This window comes from Desulfosoma profundi, assembly GCF_055387865.1.
The window spans coordinates 3,756,212-3,777,056 of record NZ_AP042420.1; the positions used below are offsets into that span (position 1 = coordinate 3,756,212).

Annotated in this window: 20 protein-coding genes; 5 read left to right on the forward strand and 15 right to left on the reverse strand. The window is 58.4% G+C overall.

Translation table 11 applies throughout. The features are described 5' to 3' along the window. The first annotated feature begins 21 nt into the window (after window positions 1-21). Complete coding sequence (locus tag ACZ5K9_RS16250) at window positions 22-483, forward strand: ferritin-like domain-containing protein (protein WP_464272358.1); 462 nt, start codon at window positions 22-24, stop codon at window positions 481-483. 90 nt (window positions 484-573) lie between these two features. After that, window positions 574-1,608 carry a DMT family transporter gene (locus tag ACZ5K9_RS16255; protein ID WP_464273991.1) on the forward strand — a complete coding sequence of 345 codons (1,035 nt, stop codon included), beginning with the start codon at window positions 574-576 and terminating at the stop codon, window positions 1,606-1,608. Here the strand turns inward: ACZ5K9_RS16255 and ACZ5K9_RS16260 are convergent. Next, on the reverse strand, window positions 1,498-2,268 hold the full coding sequence (locus tag ACZ5K9_RS16260; protein ID WP_464272359.1) for a Smr/MutS family protein: 771 nt from the start codon (window positions 2,266-2,268) through the stop codon (window positions 1,498-1,500). The genes ACZ5K9_RS16255 and ACZ5K9_RS16260 overlap by 111 nt on opposite strands. A gap of 59 nt (window positions 2,269-2,327) precedes the next feature. Between ACZ5K9_RS16260 and ACZ5K9_RS16265 the strand changes: the two genes are divergently transcribed. Further along, a complete protein-coding gene (locus ACZ5K9_RS16265) occupies window positions 2,328-3,230 on the forward strand; it encodes a ribonuclease D (RefSeq protein WP_464272360.1) in 903 nt (300 codons plus the stop codon). A gap of 72 nt (window positions 3,231-3,302) precedes the next feature. Further along, window positions 3,303-5,051 carry a YcaO-like family protein gene (locus tag ACZ5K9_RS16270; protein ID WP_464272361.1) on the forward strand — a complete coding sequence of 583 codons (1,749 nt, stop codon included), beginning with the start codon at window positions 3,303-3,305 and terminating at the stop codon, window positions 5,049-5,051. Between the two features lie 179 nt (window positions 5,052-5,230). On the opposite strand, the gene ACZ5K9_RS16275 is transcribed toward ACZ5K9_RS16270, so the two are convergent. From ACZ5K9_RS16275 to ACZ5K9_RS16290, 4 genes are all read right to left on the reverse strand, one after another. Beyond that, a complete protein-coding gene (locus tag ACZ5K9_RS16275) occupies window positions 5,231-7,975 on the reverse strand; it encodes a M16 family metallopeptidase (protein WP_464272362.1) in 2,745 nt (914 codons plus the stop codon). 122 nt (window positions 7,976-8,097) lie between these two features. Continuing rightward, window positions 8,098-8,301 carry a hypothetical protein gene (locus ACZ5K9_RS16280; protein WP_464272363.1) on the reverse strand — a complete coding sequence of 68 codons (204 nt, stop codon included), beginning with the start codon at window positions 8,299-8,301 and terminating at the stop codon, window positions 8,098-8,100. 120 nt (window positions 8,302-8,421) lie between these two features. After that, the gene (locus tag ACZ5K9_RS16285; RefSeq protein ID WP_464272364.1) at window positions 8,422-9,339 is read right to left on the reverse strand and encodes a hypothetical protein; all 918 of its coding nucleotides are present in this window, start codon (window positions 9,337-9,339) and stop codon (window positions 8,422-8,424) included. Between the two features lie 38 nt (window positions 9,340-9,377). After that, window positions 9,378-10,928, reverse strand: coding sequence for a DEAD/DEAH box helicase (locus ACZ5K9_RS16290; protein WP_464272365.1), 1,551 nt, complete (start codon window positions 10,926-10,928; stop codon window positions 9,378-9,380). 197 nt (window positions 10,929-11,125) lie between these two features. Between ACZ5K9_RS16290 and ACZ5K9_RS16295 the strand changes: the two genes are divergently transcribed. Further along, window positions 11,126-11,443: a hypothetical protein gene (locus ACZ5K9_RS16295; protein WP_464272366.1), complete on the forward strand. Its 318-nt coding sequence runs from the start codon at window positions 11,126-11,128 to the stop codon at window positions 11,441-11,443. Here ACZ5K9_RS16295 and mltA read toward each other — a convergent pair. The 10 genes from mltA to fbp form a co-directional block, all read right to left on the reverse strand. Continuing rightward, on the reverse strand, window positions 11,440-12,663 hold the full coding sequence (gene mltA, locus ACZ5K9_RS16300) for a murein transglycosylase A (protein ID WP_464272367.1): 1,224 nt from the start codon (window positions 12,661-12,663) through the stop codon (window positions 11,440-11,442). The two genes, ACZ5K9_RS16295 and mltA, sit on opposite strands and share 4 nt — an antisense overlap. Before the next feature lie 43 nt (window positions 12,664-12,706). Beyond that, entirely contained in the window at window positions 12,707-13,963 is a 1,257-nt protein-coding gene (gene ahcY, locus ACZ5K9_RS16305) for an adenosylhomocysteinase (RefSeq protein ID WP_464272368.1), read from the reverse strand. 53 nt (window positions 13,964-14,016) lie between these two features. Continuing rightward, window positions 14,017-15,198, reverse strand: a complete 1,182-nt coding sequence (metK, locus tag ACZ5K9_RS16310) for a methionine adenosyltransferase (RefSeq protein ID WP_464272369.1) — start codon at window positions 15,196-15,198, stop codon at window positions 14,017-14,019. A 2-nt stretch (window positions 15,199-15,200) separates the two neighbouring features. Beyond that, a complete protein-coding gene (locus ACZ5K9_RS16315; protein ID WP_464272370.1) occupies window positions 15,201-15,899 on the reverse strand; it encodes a DUF502 domain-containing protein in 699 nt (232 codons plus the stop codon). Beyond that, window positions 15,896-16,273 (reverse strand): aspartate 1-decarboxylase, encoded by a 378-nt coding sequence (gene panD / locus ACZ5K9_RS16320; RefSeq protein WP_464272371.1) that lies wholly within the window; start codon window positions 16,271-16,273, stop codon window positions 15,896-15,898. Before panD ends, ACZ5K9_RS16315 begins: the two co-directional genes overlap by 4 nt. Before the next feature lie 33 nt (window positions 16,274-16,306). Beyond that, window positions 16,307-17,152, reverse strand: coding sequence for a pantoate--beta-alanine ligase (gene panC, locus ACZ5K9_RS16325; protein WP_464272372.1), 846 nt, complete (start codon window positions 17,150-17,152; stop codon window positions 16,307-16,309). Window positions 17,153-17,444: 292 nt separating this feature from the next. Continuing rightward, window positions 17,445-17,813 carry a hypothetical protein gene (locus tag ACZ5K9_RS16330; protein WP_464272373.1) on the reverse strand — a complete coding sequence of 123 codons (369 nt, stop codon included), beginning with the start codon at window positions 17,811-17,813 and terminating at the stop codon, window positions 17,445-17,447. Further along, window positions 17,806-18,705: a 16S rRNA (adenine(1518)-N(6)/adenine(1519)-N(6))-dimethyltransferase RsmA gene (gene rsmA / locus ACZ5K9_RS16335; RefSeq protein WP_464272374.1), complete on the reverse strand. Its 900-nt coding sequence runs from the start codon at window positions 18,703-18,705 to the stop codon at window positions 17,806-17,808. Before rsmA ends, ACZ5K9_RS16330 begins: the two co-directional genes overlap by 8 nt. 7 nt (window positions 18,706-18,712) lie before the next feature. Next, window positions 18,713-19,738 carry a tRNA (adenosine(37)-N6)-threonylcarbamoyltransferase complex transferase subunit TsaD gene (gene tsaD, locus ACZ5K9_RS16340; RefSeq protein WP_464272375.1) on the reverse strand — a complete coding sequence of 342 codons (1,026 nt, stop codon included), beginning with the start codon at window positions 19,736-19,738 and terminating at the stop codon, window positions 18,713-18,715. A 24-nt stretch (window positions 19,739-19,762) separates the two neighbouring features. Then, a complete protein-coding gene (gene fbp, locus ACZ5K9_RS16345) occupies window positions 19,763-20,785 on the reverse strand; it encodes a class 1 fructose-bisphosphatase (RefSeq protein ID WP_464272376.1) in 1,023 nt (340 codons plus the stop codon). Window positions 20,786-20,845: the final 60 nt, after the last annotated feature.

Here is a 20,845-nt window from a genome sequence, read left to right on the forward strand (position 1 = left end):
GCACCGAAAGAGGAGGCCATCATGTCCGTCTTGACCTGTCGATCCTTCGATGACGTGGTGAATTTCGCCATCAAGAAAGAAGAAGCGGCCATGGATTTCTATCAGAAGTGCGCAGATAAGGCCAAGAACCCCGGCATCAAGGAATTCTTCCTCGAAATGGTTGAGGAAGAAAAAAAGCATCGCGAACTGCTCAAGGGGCTGGATCCCGTAGGACTGGAGGAATTCAAGCTCGACAAGGTTGAAGATCTCAAGATCAGCGACTACCTGATGGACGTCCCCTTTCGAGAAGACATGACGTATCAGGAAGCTTTGACCCTGGCCATGAAAAAAGAGGAAAAGGCTCACGCGTTCTACAGTGCATGGAAAGAAAAGTGCATGCACGAAAAGACGGCCAAGGTCTTCGAGATGCTTGCCCAAGAGGAGATCAAGCATAAACGGAAAATCGAGGAAATTTACGACGATCAGATCCTCAGTTGGGACTGATTCCGTGCAGTGACACCGACGGAATGGAGAACCCGGGCCGTTCGTCCCTCCGGGTTCTCTTTTTTGTGCCTAGACGACAAACGGCTCATGATGGATCACCGGGCAAAAGGATTCGCTGCGGCCACGGCAGCCTGCGTCATTTGGGGAGTTTCCTTTGTGGCCACAAAGGTGGCCCTCCAGAGCTTCCCCCCTTATACGCTCTTGGCCTTGCGCTTTGCCATTGCGGCCGTCTTCCTCATCCCGGCTTTTCTCGGGTTCAGGAGGGAAAGACTCCAGCTCAGGGATTTGGGCCTTTTTTGTCTTTTGGGCATTATGGAGCCAGGTCTGTACTTTTTGTGTGAAACCCGTGGGCTTCTCTACACCAGCGCATCGGTGGCCTCCTTGATCATCGGCGCGATTCCCGTGGTGGTCATGATTCTGGCGGCCGTTTTTCTCAAAGAACCCCTCCGAGCGAAAGCAGGCTTCGGCGTGTTCATGACGGTCCTGGGGATCGCCTTTTTGGTCCAAAAGGACTTGGAGGCTCCACCGCTTGGTCTTTCTCCCCTTAAAGGGAACCTTTACATCGCGGGGGCGGCGCTGTGTGCTTCGGTCTATACCATTGTCAGCCGGTCACTGAGCGCCCGCTACCGCCCCATGACCTTGACCACGATTCAAGCGGTTTTCGCCACGCTGTTCTTCGCCGTCTTCGCACTTTGGGAGGACTCGGGCGCCCGGCCGCTTCCCCCAACGGGCCCTGCTCTGGCAAGCCTCCTTTTTCTATCTTTTTTCGCCACGTTAAGCGCATTTTGGCTTTACAACTTTTCCTTGAGGGCTCTGCCGGCTTCTCAGGTGGCCGTCTTCATCAACGTCATCCCGGTGGTCACGGTGCTCACCGCCCGTATGGTTTTGAATGAGGCGTTGTCTTGGCCGCAGGTGCTGGGGGCGATCCTCATTCTCGTGGGAGTGCGGATTAGCACCCGCGCAGAAGGTGACCTTCTGCCCGGCCGAATGCTCAAACGCCTGCCGTACTTTGGGTTAAAGAGCCGGCGAGCGTACGGGAGCCTTTCCCTTGCGGCGGCGCAGCAGCACGTAGACGGCTCCAGCCCCCCCGTCCCACGTTCTCGCAGTGGCAAAGGCCAGCACTAAACGTTTGAGCGGAGCCCGAGTCAGCCACCCCAGGAGCTCGCGTTTCAAAACGGGTTCTTTGCCCTGGGAATTCAGCCCTCGACCGCAGATGATCAGCACGCACCGTGCCCCTCGGGTGTGACTGCGCAGGACAAACTCCGTCACGCGCTCCTGAGCCTCCTGGCGCGTCAGTCCGTGCAGGTCGACGTGGTCTTGGTAGCTGTAGTCCCCGTTGCGCAATCTCTTGAGGACACTGGGGGCAAGGCCGACCACGGCGCCGTCCATGTACTCGTCCGAATAATGCACCGAAAAACCCCTTTCACCGCTGACAAGATCCGCCAAGTGGGTCAGCACTTCCCAATCTTCCCGTTCGGCAAACCGAGGAAAACCACGGGTCGGTCCTTTGGGCGCCACACGCCGCCTTTCGTTTTCGGGCAAGGGACGCACATCCGAGACGGCGTCCATGAAAAGGCGGGTGTCATCGGACAGTTCTTTCCCGGCGCGTGAGTTATCGGCCTCCACCGGACGAACCGGATCTCCGCTCGCGGAAACTTCGGGTTCACGCTTCCTGTATTGATCCAAGCAGGAGAAAGGAGTATAGAAGCCCAGCCCCTTTGCGGGCACCGACTTGTGAGGAATCATAGGAGACGGCGGGCAAGATTGTTTCTTTCTTCGGCTCATGGCCGCACTCCAAAGATTTTCGGCACATATTCCAAGGGCAGGAGCCACGACACCTTTTCATGCGACCCTATATCCTTATCGAATCGGATCGAATGCTGCATGAGACCGTGAATAGCCTGCGCACTTGCCCTCGCATTGCGGTGGACACGGAATCCAACGGGTACTACGCCTACTTCGAACGGATCTGCCTGATCCAGATTTCCACGGACCACGACGACTACATCATCGACCCATTAAGCATCGCCGACCCGGGCTGTTTGTCAAACCTTTTTGAAGACCCGTCCGTGGAGAAAATCTTTCATGCCGCCTCCAACGACATCGGCGCTCTGAAAAGAGATTTCAACTTCACCTTTCGCAATGTCTTCGATACCGCCGTGGCCTGCAAAATCCTCGGCGAAAAGCAACTGGGCCTCTCTCATATCCTTGCAACTCACTTCCAGGTCCAACTGGACAAAAAATGGCAACGTTGCGACTGGGGAGTCCGCCCGCTGAAGGACTCACAACTCCATTACGCCCGATTGGACACCCATTACCTTATCCCTTTGAGGGACAAGCTGGCCGAAGAATTGATCCGCCGAGGTTTGTGGGATCAAGCTTCTGCAGCCTTTGCCAAAGTGTGCGACCAGGGGCCTCCTCGAGAGAGATTTCCCGCCAACGGCTATCAACGGTTACAAGGCATTCGGGGTCTCACCCGAAAAGCCAAAGTCGTCCTCAAGGCCTTGTACGCTTTTCGAGACGAAACCGCCAGAAAGCAGGACCGGGCACCCTTTCGCGTTCTGCCCAACGACGCCCTCATCCGCCTCGCCCAACGAATGCCGGAAACTTTGGACGAGCTTCGTTCCATCAAAGGGTTACCCCAGTCTTTCAAATCGGGCCTTCACGCCCGCCAGCTTCTGGACGTCATTCAAAATTCCATGGTGGAAGCCCAAAGCACTCCCGCCCCTCAAACGCAATCCTCATGAATTCACCCAAGGAAACCCAATCCATGTCCCACGGGCTGACCGATGGGTTAGAGTCAACCAGGAGAATGCCCAATGTTGCTGGATTCCCGCATCATCCTCCACGACTGTTTTAAAACCTTTCGATATGACCAGGAAAAGACGCGAGCTCCGGAAGACACCGTCCTGTGGGTGCGTCGGCGCCTGGAAACGTTCAAGATGAACATTCTCGCCAAGACGCTGCGCATCGACACAGGACGTCTGGGGATTCCCGTCTACATCAGTTTGTGCGGCGCCGATGCCACGGCCGTCACAGGCACCAAAAAACAAATGGGCAAAGGGGCCACACCGGCTCAGTCGGAAGCCAGTGCGCTCATGGAATTGATGGAACGGTTCAGCTTTTTTTCCTTCATGCGCTCAGAACGGTTTCTGAGCGCCCGCGTGGGGGATTTGGTGGGACCCAGCATTCCCCCCGAACTGCTGCTCCAATCGGTGCACGACTCCCACACGCCGCTTGCCCGTGCGCTCAGTTTCCTTCAGGGCTGCCCATTGCGCTGGGTTCCCGCCCGGAACCTCACGGAAGACCGGGATCAGTGGATTCCCATCGATTGGTTTTATCTCATCAACGAATACAACGGTCCGGCGGCCGGCAACACCATGGAAGAAGCCGTGCTGCAGGCCCTCTGCGAGGTCGTGGAACGACACGTGGGCTCCATCATCTCCCACGAGCGGCGGATCACCCCGGCCGTGGACCTCGAAAGCGTCGCGGACCCGGCGGCGAAAGAGCTCGTGGACAAGTTCCGGAGGTGTGGGATCCGCCTGTACGCCCACGACTTCTCTCTGAATACCGGCATTCCGACCGTGGGCGTGTTGGCCTATGACCCCGAAACTTTTCCCCACAAAAGTGAGATTGTCTTCACGGCGGGGACGACGCCCCGGCCGGCCACATCCCTGTGCCGCGCACTGACGGAAGTGGCCCAGCTGGCCGGAGACTTTGAAAACCGAACGACTTACAGGCCCACACTGCCCAAGTACAGCTCATTGGAAGAAGCCCGATATCTCATGGAATCCGAACGCACCGTGCCCATCGGGTCTTTGCCCGACTTGAGCCACGACAACCTCCGAGTGGAAATCCTGCGGGCCGTCCACGGCCTCTCTTGCATCGGCCTGCCTGTCCTGGCGGTCAATGTGACCCACGAAGCCCTGCAGATCCCAAGCGTTTATGTCATCGTTCCCGGAGCCCACTTTTTGGAGCACACCCGCAACACCGATTTTGCCCAGCACATGGCACGGACGATCCTCAGAAGCCTCGAACCCCGGGACGCTCTGGAACAACTCCAGCGTCTTGTGGAGCTGTTCGGGCCGCGATTCGACCTCACCTTCTTTGCCGCCCACAGTCTGGAACGCATGGAACGGTACGAAGAAGCCCTGGAGCTTTTCGAGCGCGCTCTCACCCAGAATCCCGACCGGCACGAAATCGCCAGCATCTACGTGCACATCGCTTCATGCCGCAAGGAATTGGGCCGCTACGACGCCGCCTTGGCAGCTCTGGGTGAAGCCCAACAATGGAACCCGACCCTGAAAGAGATTTACAACCTGAAAGGTTTTTGTCTCTACAAGCTCAAGAGGCATGACGAAGCCATCGAGGCGTTCGAAAAAGCCATCGAGATCGACCCTGGATCCGCCATCGACTATGCCAACATCGGATCCAATCTGCGCGAGCTGGGCCATTTTCAGGAAGCTGTGCGTCTTTACGAGATGGCCCTGGAACTGGACCCTTCCTTGGAGTTTGCTCGAGAAAATGCAGAACGGCTGCGAAAACGCCTCACGCCCGCATCCCCTTGAGCCACGTGTCACGTGGGTCCCCTCGTGAATGGGGGCCCTCGAGGCGCTTCGGCACCCCATAGGCCCCGCACTCCGGAGGCTTTCCGGGGGGGCCTTTGCGAATTATTGCCTGCACGTCGTCCCCGCCGTGGGGCACGGATGCCGCATCAGAACGCGGCACCCATGGATCTCTTAAAAACCTATCGGATATGCTCCGGAGACGGCAACTCCTGTGTGGGTAGGACTTCCACCGGGTTCTCGGGAACCGTTCGGACCACAAGCCGCGCCTGGAGAAGTTCTTCGGCGAGCTTTTGCACATCCTGCGCCGTCACGGCGCGGATGAGATCCGGATAACGGGACGCGTAATCATAGCCCAGCCCGAGAAGTTCATTGATCGCGGCACTGCGCGCCTGAGCTTCCAAGCTTTCCAGTCCGAGAAGGTGCATGGTCGTCACCATGTCCTTGGCCTTTTGAAGCTCTTCCTCACCGACGGGTTCTTTCATCAATCGGTCCAAGTGCTCATGGATGATGGATTCCACACGTTGCGCGTTTTTCTGCGTCGTCTGGGTGATCACGCCGAAATATCCCGCACGGTACCCACTGAAGGGAAACGCGTGCACCACGTAGACCATATTGTTGTCGCCCCCGCGGAGTGCGGTATGGAGTCGACCTCCGGGATAGCCGATTCCGGAAATCACCGCGTCCAACACATCCAAAGCGGCGATCCTGGGATCGTCCAGAGACAAACCCCGTGTGCCCACGAAAAGACCCAACGAGGTCTTGTCGCTGTTTTTCTCCACCACACGAATACCCTGCAGCACGTTTTCCTCTTCATGGATGTCGGGCATGCCCGAAGGTCCGGATGGACGCCATGGCTCAAAAGCCTTCCGAAGGTGAGACATGAGCCGATGTTCGTCGAAATCCCCATAGACCGCAAGAACCGCCCGTTGCGGGACGACCATTTTGGTATAAAAGTGCAAAAGCTTCTCCCGGGTGATCCCCTGAACGGATTCTTCCGTCCCCAGAATGTCGTGCCCATAGGGATGCCGAAGGAAATAATTCTTCTTGAACAACCGCACGAGCTCGGTCTGCCAATTCTCATCCTGCTTCTTGATGGCCAGAAGGGTCTCCTGCTTTTTCTTTTCCACTTCTTGAGGCGGAAACACAGGATGCATCACCACATCGGCCAAAATATCCAAGGCCAACGGCAAATCTTCTTTCAGGACCTTGGCCGCCACGGAATATGAGTTATGTTGGGACCCGCTGGAGATACTCCCGCCGACAGATTCCAGCGCGTCGGCGATTTCCAGCTTCGTGCGCCGCTTGGTCCCAGCCGTGAGCAGCGAGGCCGTCATGGCCGAATAGCCTTCTTCCCCCGGTTCTTCCAACAGAACCCCACCGATGCCGAAAAGCTGGAGCGTCACAAAGGGGAAACGGTGATCTTCCTTAAGCAGAAGGCGAAGACCGTTGCTCAACCTGGCCTGCCGGACCGACGTCTGCGGCGCCCCGTGGACGGCGCCTTCGGAACCCGATGGACCCTGATTCGGGCCGGAAAAGACATCTTGGGGCGTGACCGCCGCCACCGTCATGGCTCCGTCCACCAAATAACGCTTGGCTGCCCTCTGCACATCTTCTTTTCGGACCCGTCGCACCTTTTCCACGTACATGTCTTCAAAGTAAGGATCACCCGTGTCGAAATAGGACGACGCGAGCGATGTTGCCATTTCCTCTGTGGTTTCCTTGCCGAAGACGCGGGCCGCAATTACCTTCTTTTTCGCTCTTTCTAGCTCAGCGTCGGAGATGCCTTGGCGCTGGATCTTTCGGATCTCCTCCTGGAGCCCGGCGAGGACATGAGGCCAGTGCTGCGGCGCAAGCGTCATGGACACGACGAACTGTCCTTCAACATACGCCGGCGTCCAATTGAAGGCGTTGATCTGAAGCACTTTTTGATCCCGGTCCTTCAGGGTCTGATAGAGGCGGCTCGTGCGCCCGTCCCCCAACACAATGGCAAGGACGTCCAGAGGGTAAAGGTCCGGGTGGTCGAGGGAAACAGATCGGAACCCCACCATGGCTTGCACCATGCGCGCCAAGGGAAGGGCTTTCTGCGCACGACGTGGTCCTGTCTGGGCCGGTTCTTGAGGAAGGCTCACGGCGGCCAAGGCCGTTCGGGGGACATGGGCCGTCTTTTCCTTGACAAAGGCAAGCAGCTCATCGGGATCCACACGGCCCACGACGGCCAGAACCATGTTGTGCGGCTGATATCGAACACTGTAATAACGCTCGAGGTCCTCACGCGTCGTGCGCACAAACACATCCTCGTAACCGATGACCGGGTGCCGGGCCGGATGCACTCTATAGGCCGTCGCCATAAAAAGTTTCCAAAGCTCCCGATGGGGATCGTTTTCCCCCAGCTTGAATTCCTGCTGGATCACGGCTTTTTCCCGAGCCACTTCCGAAGGCTCCAGCGTGCATTCGGTCACATAGGACAGGAGCAGCTCCAGGGCATCGCGCCAGTGCTCCGCACCGGTGGTGATGTAGTAAACCGTCCGATCGTGACTGGTATAGGCATTGGTGGCTCCCCCCAACTTTTCCAGCCGCTCCCGAGCCTCCTGCTCGGTAAAAGAGCGTGTGGTTCCCCCGGAGACGACGTGTTCCAGATAATGGGACAATCCGGCACCCATTTTCACATCTTCGTAAATGGATCCCGCCCGGACGAAGATCTTTGCCGCCACCACGTCCGTGTCGTCTCGAGGACGGATCAGAACCGTTAAGCCGTTCCGCAGAACCACAAAAACATCCCGTCCTTGGGACGGGAGGGTGCGTTCGAACTGGGAATCGGATACTCCGGCTTGCCCGGCATAAACCGCCGGGCCACAAACCTGCAGCCCAAGCCACAGGACGCACAGGCAGAGAAAAAACCGGGAACTCAGGAAATGTCCTCGCACGGAATCATACCTCATGAAAGATGCCGATCACGCCGGGAATTCCTTCCGGAAGGGCGATCCGGATTGCGGGGTTGCCCATTGACGGGCGACGGTAAATCGAAGAAAGGTAGTGAACTCCATAGCTATTGCTTGATGCTCTGCAATTCGTCAAGAATCCAACGGATTTTTTCTTCGTCCCTCAAGTCTTCCGGTTTTTCCTGCTCCGTTCGCAAAAGATCCTCCAGTTCAAGGAGCCTTCTTTCCCGAAAGGCGGACACATCCTTGCGAAAATGCCGCTGCGCCATTTGTGCGGATTTTTCGTATTCCTTCTCCCAATCGTGCACCATTGCGGTATCCCTCTTCAGCCGACGAATCCGTGTTGTCTATTCGGTTGCGCACTCATCCAAAGGGTTTCATGATCCCCTGGCTCGTTGCTCCGCCCTTTTGAACATCCATCGCCCGGGAAGTCAAGGTGGTTCTCCCGTCGGGAATCTGCGCGGGGCTTCACCTCCCGAGGGATCCAAGTCTTCCAGCAGAGCCGAAAAGATCTCCTGATGGCGACGGATAAGTTCGCCTTGGCGGTTCGCGGACGGCGGCGGCCGTCGTATCCCTTCGAAGAAAAACTCTTCAGACCCGTCGGCACGCCCCCAGCACAGAACCGCCTCATCGATCTGCGCCTGTCGGCACACCCAGAGGCTTCGCTCACAGATCGGGCCACACCGTGGGTCATCCCGCCGGCGCATCCATGGACCAACCGCCGGGCCGGCAACGCCGTTCCACGGCACCCTCCTCCAGGCCACGACCCTGCCGAGCGCCACCCATACCTCATCCCGCCATCGGTAAGGCACAAAATCGCTGACCATGATGGGATTGGTGGATCCTGCCACGGCGTCCCAGGTGCCCCATGACTCCACAAGGACAATGGAATCCGTGTCCGCCCGAGGCCCGAAGGCCCGAAACGGTGGGCAAAACCTCCGGGAAATCTCCTTCTTTCCCTTCCCTCCATAGCCCAAGCGGAAGGGCGCCATGGGGACGTTGAGAAAAGCGGCCAGAGTCCACTGGAGGGGCCGCCATCTTTGGTATCGGTATGTGGCTGCCGAAGGGACACAACGGCACCCTGCGGCTTCCAGGACGTCCGCAAACCGCACCGTGGGAAACAAGATGCAGGCGGCCCTCCTGAGCCGACGCCGCTCCTGTTCCGAGTAATCCCCCAAGGTCGGCCGCACACCGAGGGTCAGCACCCGTGGGTCGTGGGCCAAGAAAGGGGCGAGGGCGACAAAAAGCGTTTCCACGGCTTGAGGACGGCTCACCACCCGCCTCCACCCGCACTCTGAGCTCTGCGGGGGCACGCGGCACCTTTGGGATGCCGCGGCTTCCCGCGCCATGGTGTGCTCCACGCAGCGGCTTTGTGACGCAAACCGGATCAATTGTTGTTGAGCAAGACGTCAGGATGAACCCCGTAGTTGTAACTGCGCATGCGGAAGTAGTTTTCGAACAGGCCGATCTTGTGATCCACGTAATCGTAGATCTTGACACGCCGGCCGTTGGACGAAGCCGCCGCACCGCTGCCGTTGTTGGATCCGGCATGGGCGATCAGGCCGCGGATGGCTTGGGTGACATTCTTCTTGAAGAAAAGGGGCACGGCCAGAAAGAGCACGCCCGTGCTCACATGTCGATAGCACCGCAGGAGATCGTCCGCACTCATGAGCACCACGGCGGGACCCTGAGGAAAATTGTCCACTCCAGTGGAGACAGGATCCTCATCCGCCGGAACAGATTCTTCATCTTCCTGGGCATCTTCGCTGCACCGACATTCGGGAATGACCGCCTGGATCCCCCGTTCACTCAATTCCGATTGCAGCGCGGCATTCTGCGTCGCACCTCCGGAAACCACCACCAGCGGCCCTTCGGCCGACTGCAGCTCGGCTTCAATATCATCCGCGATCAGGCGCGTGCGCCCTTTGTCGGCCATCAGCGCTTCCAGCATTGGCGCGTAGTCGTCTCGGGACTGATATGGGTAGTCGAAACTCGTGGCCCGAGCCACCACCTGGGCTCGGATGATTCCTCGCCCTTCCCGTGCGTCTTGTTCATTGATGCTATAGACCACATCGCCCATGTACAGGTAAATGAACCGAGAAAGTTGATCGTAGCGCTGGGTCGCGTTGCACAGTCCCAAAAGGTAGCGACTGTCGAAATTGGGAATGAGCTGTGTCAAGACCTTCGCGGGGCTCCGCTGGCATTCATCCAAAACGACAAAGCCGATCCTGTCCTTGACCTTCCGCCAGACCTTCATCATTTCGGCGGTGTGGGCCACCGTAATTCTCTCCCCGATCTTATGAACCCCCTGGACGAACAGGCCCACTTCCTCGAGAGGAATCTGAAGGAAATTGACAATCTTGGTCAACCACCCCTCCAGCAGGTCCATGCGGGGGATGAGCACCAGTGTCGGTTGCATGCGCTGAGCAATGACGTAAAGGGCAATGACCGTCTTGCCGCTCTTGTACCCTCCACGGAGTGTCGCCGCATCCCGTTCCAGGATTTCTTCGGCCGCCTGAAGCTGGTATTCCTTCAACTGCCCGTGGAACTCCATGGGCACCGGGTCCAACACCCGTCGATTGTCGAAGATCTTGTATGGCTGCTGGAACTTGCGGCACAAATCCAGAAGCTGGTCCAAAAAGCCCCGGGGAACCACATAGGTGGAACCCACTTTGCGAACACAGTGGATCTGCGCGGGAATCCCACCGATCCATTCCCCTCGCAAATGCCGCTGCTCATATTCGGGATTGGTAAAAACCAGCCGATCCTGTATCTTTCGAAGGACCTGAGGCGACACATCGCTCACAGGGAAGCGAACCTGCTCGGCCACATGGATTTTGAGGAGCTTAGCCGCCATTGGATTCTCACCGCCTTCGAAGACATGCTGCAGACCACGAGATACATGCTCAGGATAGCGCAAAGGATAACTTTTTCTCATCACGAAACCCATGGCTCCTTGATCTTAGCGATTTTCGGAGATTTTACACTAAAACGCTGTGAATTTGCAAGGCGCGCATACCGTGAAATGCGCCGGGTCAATTCCACTGTGTTTCTTGTCATTTAATCACGAAGGGCGCGTCAGTCAGCCCCCCGACGTCTCCGCCCGCCCACATCCAGGTTCACGGAGGCCTTCCCATGACGGACGTCACAACGGCGGCACTTGAGGAACTTGTAGCTCTGGCCAAAGATTACGACACGAAACGTCGGGAGTTGGAAGATCTTGCCCGAGAACTGTCCTCGGACCTCCTCCTGCGCCACCTCCTTGCCTTGTCCGAAAGGGCCACGGACCGTTTTCGTTCGGCCCAGCAGTTTTTGTTCCAAGGCCTCTGCGAAGGAGCCGGCGGGGCGCCGGAAACTTTGGAAGCCGCCCGGACCCTGTGTCGATGCTTCGACGAGATGGTGCTTCTCTTCCACACGCTTGTGGATCAGGCCGCTCCATCGCCCTCCTCCTAGGGGCGAGGGGCCTTTTTCAAAAGAACGTAAAACCGTCCGGAGTTTTTGAGCCGCCCGGCCACCTGTTCGGCCTCCAGCCCTGTGCCGCAAAAGAGGTCTAGGCGGAGCGGCCCCCGAATCGCTCCACCGCTGTCTTGATGAACCACCCAGCGCCCCAGCCGTTTTGCCGCCGTCGGCCGGCCATCCTTGGGATCGGGGAGCGTCCCCTCCAGGAACCCCACAAGCGCCTTTGGGTAGACTTCGGCGTCTAAGGCCACGGAACGTCCGGCGGTCAGCGGCACATTCAAGCTGCCTACCGGCCCCACATCCACCCAGCGGAAGAAAATGTAACTGGGATTGCGCCCCAAAAGCTCCGGGACCCGTTCCGGATGGGCGGCAAAATACCGGCGCAGACTCTGTAACGACATCTCTTCTTTCGGGATAACCCCCTCGTCGATTAAAATCTTTCCCACACTGACGTAAGGGTGGCCGTTGGATGCCGCATAGCCCACCCGCTGGAGCGTCCCGTCCTCAAACTGGAGGAGTCCTGAGCCCTGCACATGAAGGATGAAGACGTCAAAAGGGTTATCCAGCCATGCCATGGCCGAAGCTTTGCCGAGGAGCGCTCCACCTCCGTCGATTTCTTCCCGAGAATGATAAGGGACAAGAAGACGCCCTTCCACACGTCCCACCAATGTCCGTACTCCCGCGGGATCCAGTTTGACCGCGGGAAATCGTTCCAGAGCCACGCGAATCAAGTCCGATGGGGGCTCGTAGATGGGATAGCGGTATCGGTCGTCGGGCTGACGGCGCGCCGAAAGGATGGGTTCGTAATAGCCGGTGACGAGCATGGCGCCCGCACCGCCGGAATCATCTCTTGCCACGTACCAGTCAAAGTCTTTGGAGAGCGTGGCTTCATCCAGCCGGCCCGATCGAAGCCGGTCGAGAAAAAGGATCAGGGTCTCTCGGACCAGGTCTCGACTGACCGAGCGGTCGTTTATGTCCACGGCGCGAAAATCGCGCACACGGTCCACATAGACCAACGACTGTTCCAAGGCCTTTTCCAGCCCTTCGCCTTGGAGGTCGTCCAGCAGCCCAGGGATGTCCCCAGGCGCCACCTTGACGAACCGTTCCGGGGGCTTGGGACGGGGCTTGAACAGGCCGCACCCGCCCACAAGGCATACCGCGGCGACAATCCACACCATGCCCGCCACAAGAGCCTGAAAACGTGCTTTTTGCATCCCCTGGACTTTTACGGCCGGAACCGCCTTCACCGCGCCCCGACTACGTCCCCATTTCCCAAGAATGGAGGTACTTTTCCTGTTCCTCTGTGAGCCGGTCAATGGCCACACCCATGCTCGCCAATTTCAGTCGGGCAATTTCCCGGTCAATGGCTTCAGGAACCCCATAGACCTTGTTTTCCAAGGCGCTGCCCTGTGTGACCAAATGTTCCACACACAACGCCTGATTCGCGAAACTCATATCCATCACGCTGGACGGATGCCCTTCCGCCGCCGCCAGGTTGACCAATCGCCCTTCCCCAAGCACATAGATACATCGGCCGTCGGCCAAACGGTATTCATCCACAAAGTCCCGGACGGCACGTTTGGCGACGGCCAGGCTTTCCAGAGCCTCCAAGTCCAGCTCCACATTGAAATGCCCTGAATTGGCGACAATGGCCCCGTCTTTCATCACTTCAAAGTGTTCCCGGCGAATCACATGGATGTCGCCGGTGAGCGTGCAGAAGAAATCGCCTATCCGCGCGGCATCCGCCATGGGCATCACCTGATAGCCGTCCATGACCGCCTCAAGGGCCCGCAGCGGGTCCACTTCGGTGATGACGACCTTGGCTCCCATGCCGGCCGCCCGCATGGCCACACCACGCCCGCACCAGCCGTAGCCGCTCACGACGAAAGTGGATCCCGCCAACAATCGGTTGGTGGCGCGAATTATGCCGTCGATGGTGCTTTGTCCCGTGCCGTAGCGATTGTCGAACAGGTGTTTGGTCTTGGCGTCGTTGACCGCGATGATGGGATACCTCAGCACACCTTGCTCCGCCATGCTGCGCAGCCGGATAACCCCCGTGGTCGTCTCTTCCGTGCCCCCGAGAATGCCGACCAAGAGATCCTTTTTGTCCGCATGGAGGGTGCTCACTAGGTCGGCCCCATCGTCCATGGTCACCTGCGGCCTGTGGGCTAGAGCCTGGTGGATGTGCGCGTAGTACGTGTCCGTATCCTCCCCCTTGATGGCAAAAACGGCAACGCCGTCATGGACCACCAGGGACGCCGCCACGTCGTCTTGGGTGCTCAGGGGGTTGGATGCACACAGCCGCACCTCGGCGCCTCCCGCTTGAAGCGTTTGCGCCAGGGCCGCTGTTTCCGTGGTCACGTGCAGACAGGCGGATATGCGCAACCCTCGGAGAGGTTTTTCCTGAGCGAAACGCTCCCGGATGGAGCGCAAGACGGGCATGGAACGCGCCGCCCATTCGATCCGAAGTTTTCCTTTATCCGCAAGAGCTCGATCTTTCACATGATAATCCATGGATTCTCCTCTATCTCGACACGGCGTTCCTTCCGCACCATCGCCGGCCGCTCTCAGGACGCCCCGTAACGGCCCGCCCTTTCGATGAGCACATCCACCATGTCCGTCTTTTCCCATGTAAAATCAGGATCGTTCCTGCCGAAGTGTCCGTAGCAGGACGTTTTTTTGTAGATGGGGCGGAGCAGTTTCAGGTGTCGAATCATGTTGGCCGGCTTGAAGCTGAAGACTTCCCGGACGATCTTGGCAATCTCGTCTGCGGGGATCTTGCTTGAGCCGTGGGTGTCCACCATGAGGGAGACGGGTTCCGCCACACCGATGCTGTAAGCGACTTGAACTTCCACCCGCTCGCACAAACCGGCCGCCACGATGTTCTTTGCCACATACCGAGCCATGTAAGAGGCGCTGCGATCCACCTTTGTGGGGTCTTTCCCGGAAAAACACCCGCCTCCGTGACTGCCTTGACCGCCGTAGGTGTCCACGATGATCTTGCGGCCCGTCATGCCGCAATCGCCCATGGGTCCCCCGATGACGAAACGGCCCGTGCTGTTGATGAAATACCGGGTCTTTGCGTCCAAAAGCTCAGGGGGAAACACCTTCTTGATCACTTCCTCGATGATCCCTTCCTGAATGGTCTTGTAGGTCACATCAGGGGAGTGCTGGGCCGCCACGACCACCGTGTCCACGCGAACGGGCTTCCCATCGATGTATTCGATGGTGACCTGACTCTTGCCGTCAGGGCGCAGCCATCCCAAGAGGCCGTTCTTGCGCACTTCGGCGAGCTTTCGAGTGATCCGATGGGCGTAGTAGATGGGCATGGGCATGAGCACGGGGGTTTCCGTGCAGGCGTAGCCGAACATCAGGCCCTGGTCTCCGGCGCCTTGTTCGTCGAAAAGACCTTCCCCTTCGTTGACGCCGATGGCAATATCCGGCGACTGCTTGTCGATGGACGAGATGACCGCACAGGTTTCCCAATCAAACCCCATGGACGAGTCGTTATAGCCGATATCACGAATACATTCCCTCACGATCTGAGGCATGTCCACCCATGCGGACGTCGTGATTTCGCCGGCGATGAACGCCAACCCTGTGGTCACCAGAGTCTCGCACGCCACTCGAGCGCTCTTGTCTTCGGCGATAATGGCGTCGAGGATGGAGTCGGAAATCCGGTCGGCAACCTTGTCGGGATGACCTTCCGTGACGGACTCCGATGTGAACAAAAATCGACTCATGGACATGGTTATTCTCCCTTCCCTTTTTCAACGGCGATCAGCGCCTGCGCCTCGCCTGGTGGGGTCGAGGCGATCATGGCGCCATTCCACGCGAGACCCTCTTGAGAGCTCACGAGCCCTCCCGAAATGATCAATTTAAAGGCATCCTCCACGGATATCTTCAACGGGATGATATCAGTGTCCGGAACCAAAAGGTAAAACCCCGAAGTGGGATTCGGCGTGGTGGGCAAGAAAACATTAAGAACCCGTTGCTCCGTCATTTGCTGCACCTCACCCCGCGCCACTCCCGTCACGAATCCGAGGGCGTAGATTCCCCGGCGGGGATACTCAATGAGGACCACGCGCTCAAACCCTTCGCCGGTTTGACTGAAAATCGCCACCAGAAGCTGTTTCACCGCCGAATAGATGGGGCGCACCAGCGGGATTTGATAGACGATTCTCTCGCCGAATTCCACAATCCGGCTGCCCACGTAATTTTTCACCATAAGGCCGATCAGGAAAATGATCAGCAACACGACGACAATCCCCAATCCCGGAATGGGAAAGGGGATCAGCCGCTTTGGATTGTAAGGCTCTGGTAACAAATTGAAAATTTTGTCGGAATTTTTCAGGACAATGCTGATCACGTAAATCGTAAAAGAAAGCGGCACCACGGTGAGCAGTCCCGTGATGAAATAGCCTCGGATACGGTGTCTCAGCTTTTTCAAGAATAGCAATTTTGCACCAACTCCGGTTTCTTCGGCTTGTTCACTGCATCCAAAAGAACCACCTTAGGCGTGTGGCACCGGGCCTCCGCGTCTTCATAATCGGCATAGGTGACGATAATGATAAGATCCCCCGGCGCCCCCATGCGCGCCGCCGCCCCATTCAGGCAGATATCCCCGCGGCCTGGAGGCCCCTCGATGGCATAGGTTTCAAATCGTGCCCCCGTGCTCACGTTGTACACCCTCACCTGTTCGTAGGGCAAAATGTCGGCCAGTTCCATGAGCTGGGCGTCGATGGTCAGGCTTCCTTCATAGTTCAGATTGGCATCGGTGACACGAGCCCGATGCAATTTTGATTTCATCATGGTGCGTCGCATGGCGTGTCCTCCCCAAGACGGATCCCGTGAACTTTAGGGTCGAAGGACGGTGTTGTCGATGAGGCGCGCTTTGCCCACATAGGCGGCCACAGCCATCACCCCCGGCCGATCCAACGTGCTCATTTCCTCCAATGTTTCGGCATCGCGCAGTTCCGCGTAATCAATACGGATCCGAGACCCTTGCCCAAGGACCTTCTGAACCGCCGAAACCAAGGTGGTGGCGCGGCGTTCCCCGGCTCGCACCAACCGGGACGCTTCCGCCAACGCTTGGGACAACAGGAGCGCCTGACGGCGTTCCTCTTGGGACAAGTACACGTTGCGACTGCTCATGGCCAACCCATCAGGTTCCCTCACAATGGGATGCCCGATGATGTCCACGTCCATGGCCAAATCCCGAACCATGCGCCGAATGGTCAAAAGCTGTTGATAGTCCTTTTCCCCAAAAACCGCCACATGAGGTTTGACGATGTGAAAGAGCTTGGCCACCACGGTGGCCACCCCGCGAAAATGCCCCGGCCTTCTCGCACCGCACAGGGGTTGGGTGAGGGTTCCCACTTCGACGTAAGTTTGGAAACCTTCAGGGTACATGTCCCCTACCGTTGGGACGAAAACCACGTCCACCCCCACGGACCGCATCAGCGCCAGGTCGCGCTCCACGTCACGAGGGTACCGTTCATAGTCCTCGCCGGGAGCGAACTGGATGGGGTTGACAAAAACACTGACCACAACCCGATCGCTCTTTTCTTTGGCGTACCGCATGAGGCTCAGATGGCCTTCGTGGAGGTACCCCATGGTGGGGACGAACCCGATGACAACACCTTCACGACGCCACTGGTTCGCCTGCTGCTGCATCTCGGCAACATTGTCGATGACGCGCATGGCTTCTCCTTTCGTCGGCTTTTCGGATCGTTCACAAAAAAAGCCCCCGAGACCCATGCCCAGAAGGCTTCGTGAACAACCCTTTCCCACTAAGCCCGCAACCTCTGTCCACCGCAGCCGTCTCGGTCCCCCGAGGATCCGAGCGGCGTGCGTCGGCATCTTTCCAGATGCCGCAGCTTCCCTATCAAGCTCGAGACACAAAGTCAATAAAGACCGTCGCCTTCGAAAAACCCCCTCTCCGCGAAAGCTGCGCCCACGCTCACCCGGCCTTGCGCCGGACCCCCCTGGAGGCTCATTCCACGAACTCCGAAAGCCTCGTGTTCTTCTCTTTCAGCTTTTGGATCAACTGCTCCGCGTGACGCATTTTCATAACGGCGGACCGGATCATCATGACCCCGAAAACCCCAAGAACGAGGCAGGCCAAAAGCAAAGGCACCATCAACGGCCAGACCTGAATCACCCGATAATGCTGGGATGTGGCAATGAGAAAACTGATGATGCTCAACGGCAAGGCAATGACGGCGATCCCTGTGCGCAACAAGGCCAGGTACGTTCTTTTCTCCGCCAGGAGGAGCTGAATTTCGTTGATCGTCAGGCTGTCCGCCGCCTGGCGGCGCTGGGTTTCGAGAGTGGAGGTCACAGGGCGGCCTTGATCACACATCCGAAAAATGCCCCTGGGTCATGGAGCTTCCCGGGATCGGGAGACGGGAAGCTCGGAGGACACGGGCCAGAACGGCGTACGCCTCCGGGGCCAAAGCTTCCGGCCGAACCCCCGGATCGATGCCCGCAGCTTCAAGAACCTCCCGTGCAGCTGCGGCGTTCAATCCCTGAAATCCGATCAGGCTGTTGGCCATGGTTTTTCTCCGCTTTTGGAATACGGCATTGACCACACGCCTGAGCAGCCCGAAATCCACGTCGCGCAAATCGCATCGGTCCTCGGGAAAATCCATGCGAATGACCAGGGAGTCCACCTTTGGGGGCGGATAGAACTGCCCGGGGCCCACCGGAAACAACGTCTCCACCCGACCGTAAAGATTCAAGAGAACGGACAACACTCCGTAATCTTTCGATCCCGGGGCGGCGGCAAGGCGTCTCCCCACTTCCTTCTGGACCATGAAAACACCGCGGTGGACCGACCGGCGGTGTTCGAGAATGTGAAACATCAAGGGCGAACTGATCTGATAGGGAAGATTGCCCACGACCACGAGCCGCCTTTTGACTTCCTGCGCCAGCCCGGTCCAGTCGAAACGAAGGACGTCCACCCGATGCACCCGGACATTGTCGCCTTTGTCCGTGAGGGCCGCCTCGGCCACGTCGGCCAAATCCGGGTCCACTTCCACCAGGTGGAGCCGTCGGCACGCGCCGGCCAAAAAGGCGGTGAGGATCCCCAAACCCGGTCCCACTTCCACCACCACGTCTTCGGGATGGATCTCCGCGGCACGGACGATTTTTTCGGCCGTCTTGGGTTGGGTCAGAAAGTGCTGCCCGAGACTCTTCCTGGGGCGTCTTCCGGAGATTTTGAAGTATTCTTGCGGGGAAAGAAACCCCTTCATGGGGACCTCACCCCTCCATCCATCGGGACACGGCATCGAGCTGCAAGGGGTCCCAGTGGAAACCCCGACGTCTCCAGAGGCGATAGCCGGCCATGGCGATCATGACGGCGTTGTCCGTGCAGTATCGAATCGCGGGCAAATGGAGGTGGACTCGACGGTACGCCGTTTCCTCCGAAAGCTTCGCCCGCAAACGGCTGTTGGCCGCCACCCCGCCCGCGACGGCCACATGGCGGGCACCGAAACGCTCCACAGCCGCCATGGTCTTTTCGACGAGGATATCCACCACGGCCTCTTGAAAACTCGCGGCCAAGTCTTCCAACCGGTAGGTGGGCGCAGAAGACGGGTCCGTCGGCGATCCGTGCTTTTTCACAAAGTAGGCCACGGCGGTCTTGATGCCGCTGAAACTAAAATCCAGCGACCCCTTGTCCAACTGCGCTTTGGGAAAAGAAAACGCCTCCGGGTTGCCGCCCTGGGCAAGACGGTCGATGATGACCCCGCCGGGATATCCCAATCCCAGGAGTTTGGCGACTTTGTCGTAGGCTTCCCCGGCGGCGTCGTCTCGAGTGCTTCCGACGCACCGGACGGTGTCTTCCGAGTTCACGAAGTAAAGCGCCGTGTGGCCTCCCGAAACCACCAAGCACACGAAGGGTTCGTCCGGCCGCCGGGTGTCCACGAAAGCGGCTTCCATGTGCCCTTCCAAGTGATTGACGGGGATGAGCGGCTTTTTCAGGGCGTAGGCCAAACCCTTGGCTGCGCTCAATCCCACGAGGAGCGCCCCCACGAGGCCCGGCCCTTGGGTCACCGCCAGAGCGTCCACATCCCGAAGCTCCACGCCCGCAGAACTCAAGGCTTCGGAAATCACGGCCAAGATGGTTTCCACGTGTTTGCGCGAGGCCAGTTCGGGCACGACCCCCCCATAGGGGCTGTGCACAGCGATCTGGCTGGCCACGACGTCGGACAAGATAACCCGGCCGTCTCGGACCACGGCCGCGGCCGTCTCATCACAGGATGTCTCAATCCCCAGAATCAGCATACGCCCTTTCGCCTGAGCGCCCCCCTAAGGCCTTTCCCCCTGAAGGAAGCGGGCCGCCTCCTGAACATCCTCCTGACTGCCCACAAAGAGAGGCACGCGGTCATGGAGGGTTTCGGGTTCGATGTCCAAAATGCGGCGGATTCCATCCGTCGCGGCCCCGCCGGCCTGTTCCGCCACCATGGCCATGGGGGCGGCTTCGAACATGAGCCGCAATTTGCCCGTGGGTTTCTTGGGGTCCTTGCGGTCGGCCGGGTACATGAAAATGCCCCCTTTCAAAAGGTTGCGATGGAAATCGCTCACCAGAGAACCGATGTAACGCGCCGTGTAGGGGCGGCCTTTGCCCGGATCGGGGGTTTTCAGAAAGTCCACGTAGCGCCGCACCCCGTCATCCCAATAGTTGTAGTTGCCTTCATTGACGCTGAGGATATTACCTCTCGAGGGGATGCGGATGTTTTCATGGCTCAGGAAAAACTCTCCGAGGCCCGGGTGGAGCGTGAAGCCATGCACGCCCTGTCCTGTCGTATAAACCAACATGGTGCTGGAACCATAAATAAAATATCCGGCGGCGACCTGTTCGGTCCCTTTCCGCAACACTTCATCCAGAGTCACGGGGCCCACGTCACGAATCCGCCGCCGAATCGAAAAAATGGTCCCCACGCTCACATTCACATCGATATTCGACGACCCGTCCAAGGGGTCCATGAGGAGAATATAGGGACCTCGGGGAACATGGGTTGGAATCTCGATGATATCGGCATCCTCTTCCGAGGCGATGGCGCACAACTGTTCGGATTGGCTCAGGCGCCGAACCAGCACGCGATGGGCGAAATCGTCCAATTTTTGGACTTGTTCGCCGTAGACGTTGGTCTCCCCGGTCACGCCGTAGATGTCGTTGAGGCCCGCCTTGTTCAACTCCCGGTTGATGAGTTTTGCTGCAACCACAAGCTCGTTGAAAAGGAGCGTGAAGGCACCCGTCGCCTGAGGCGTCAACCGCTGTTGGCGAAGAAGGTGCTCGGTCACTGTAACACCCACTTTTTTCCCTTGCATGGCCGCTGCCTCCCTTTTCAGGTGTTGCCCAAGAAAGTCCTTCCCGTTACAGCTGTGCGC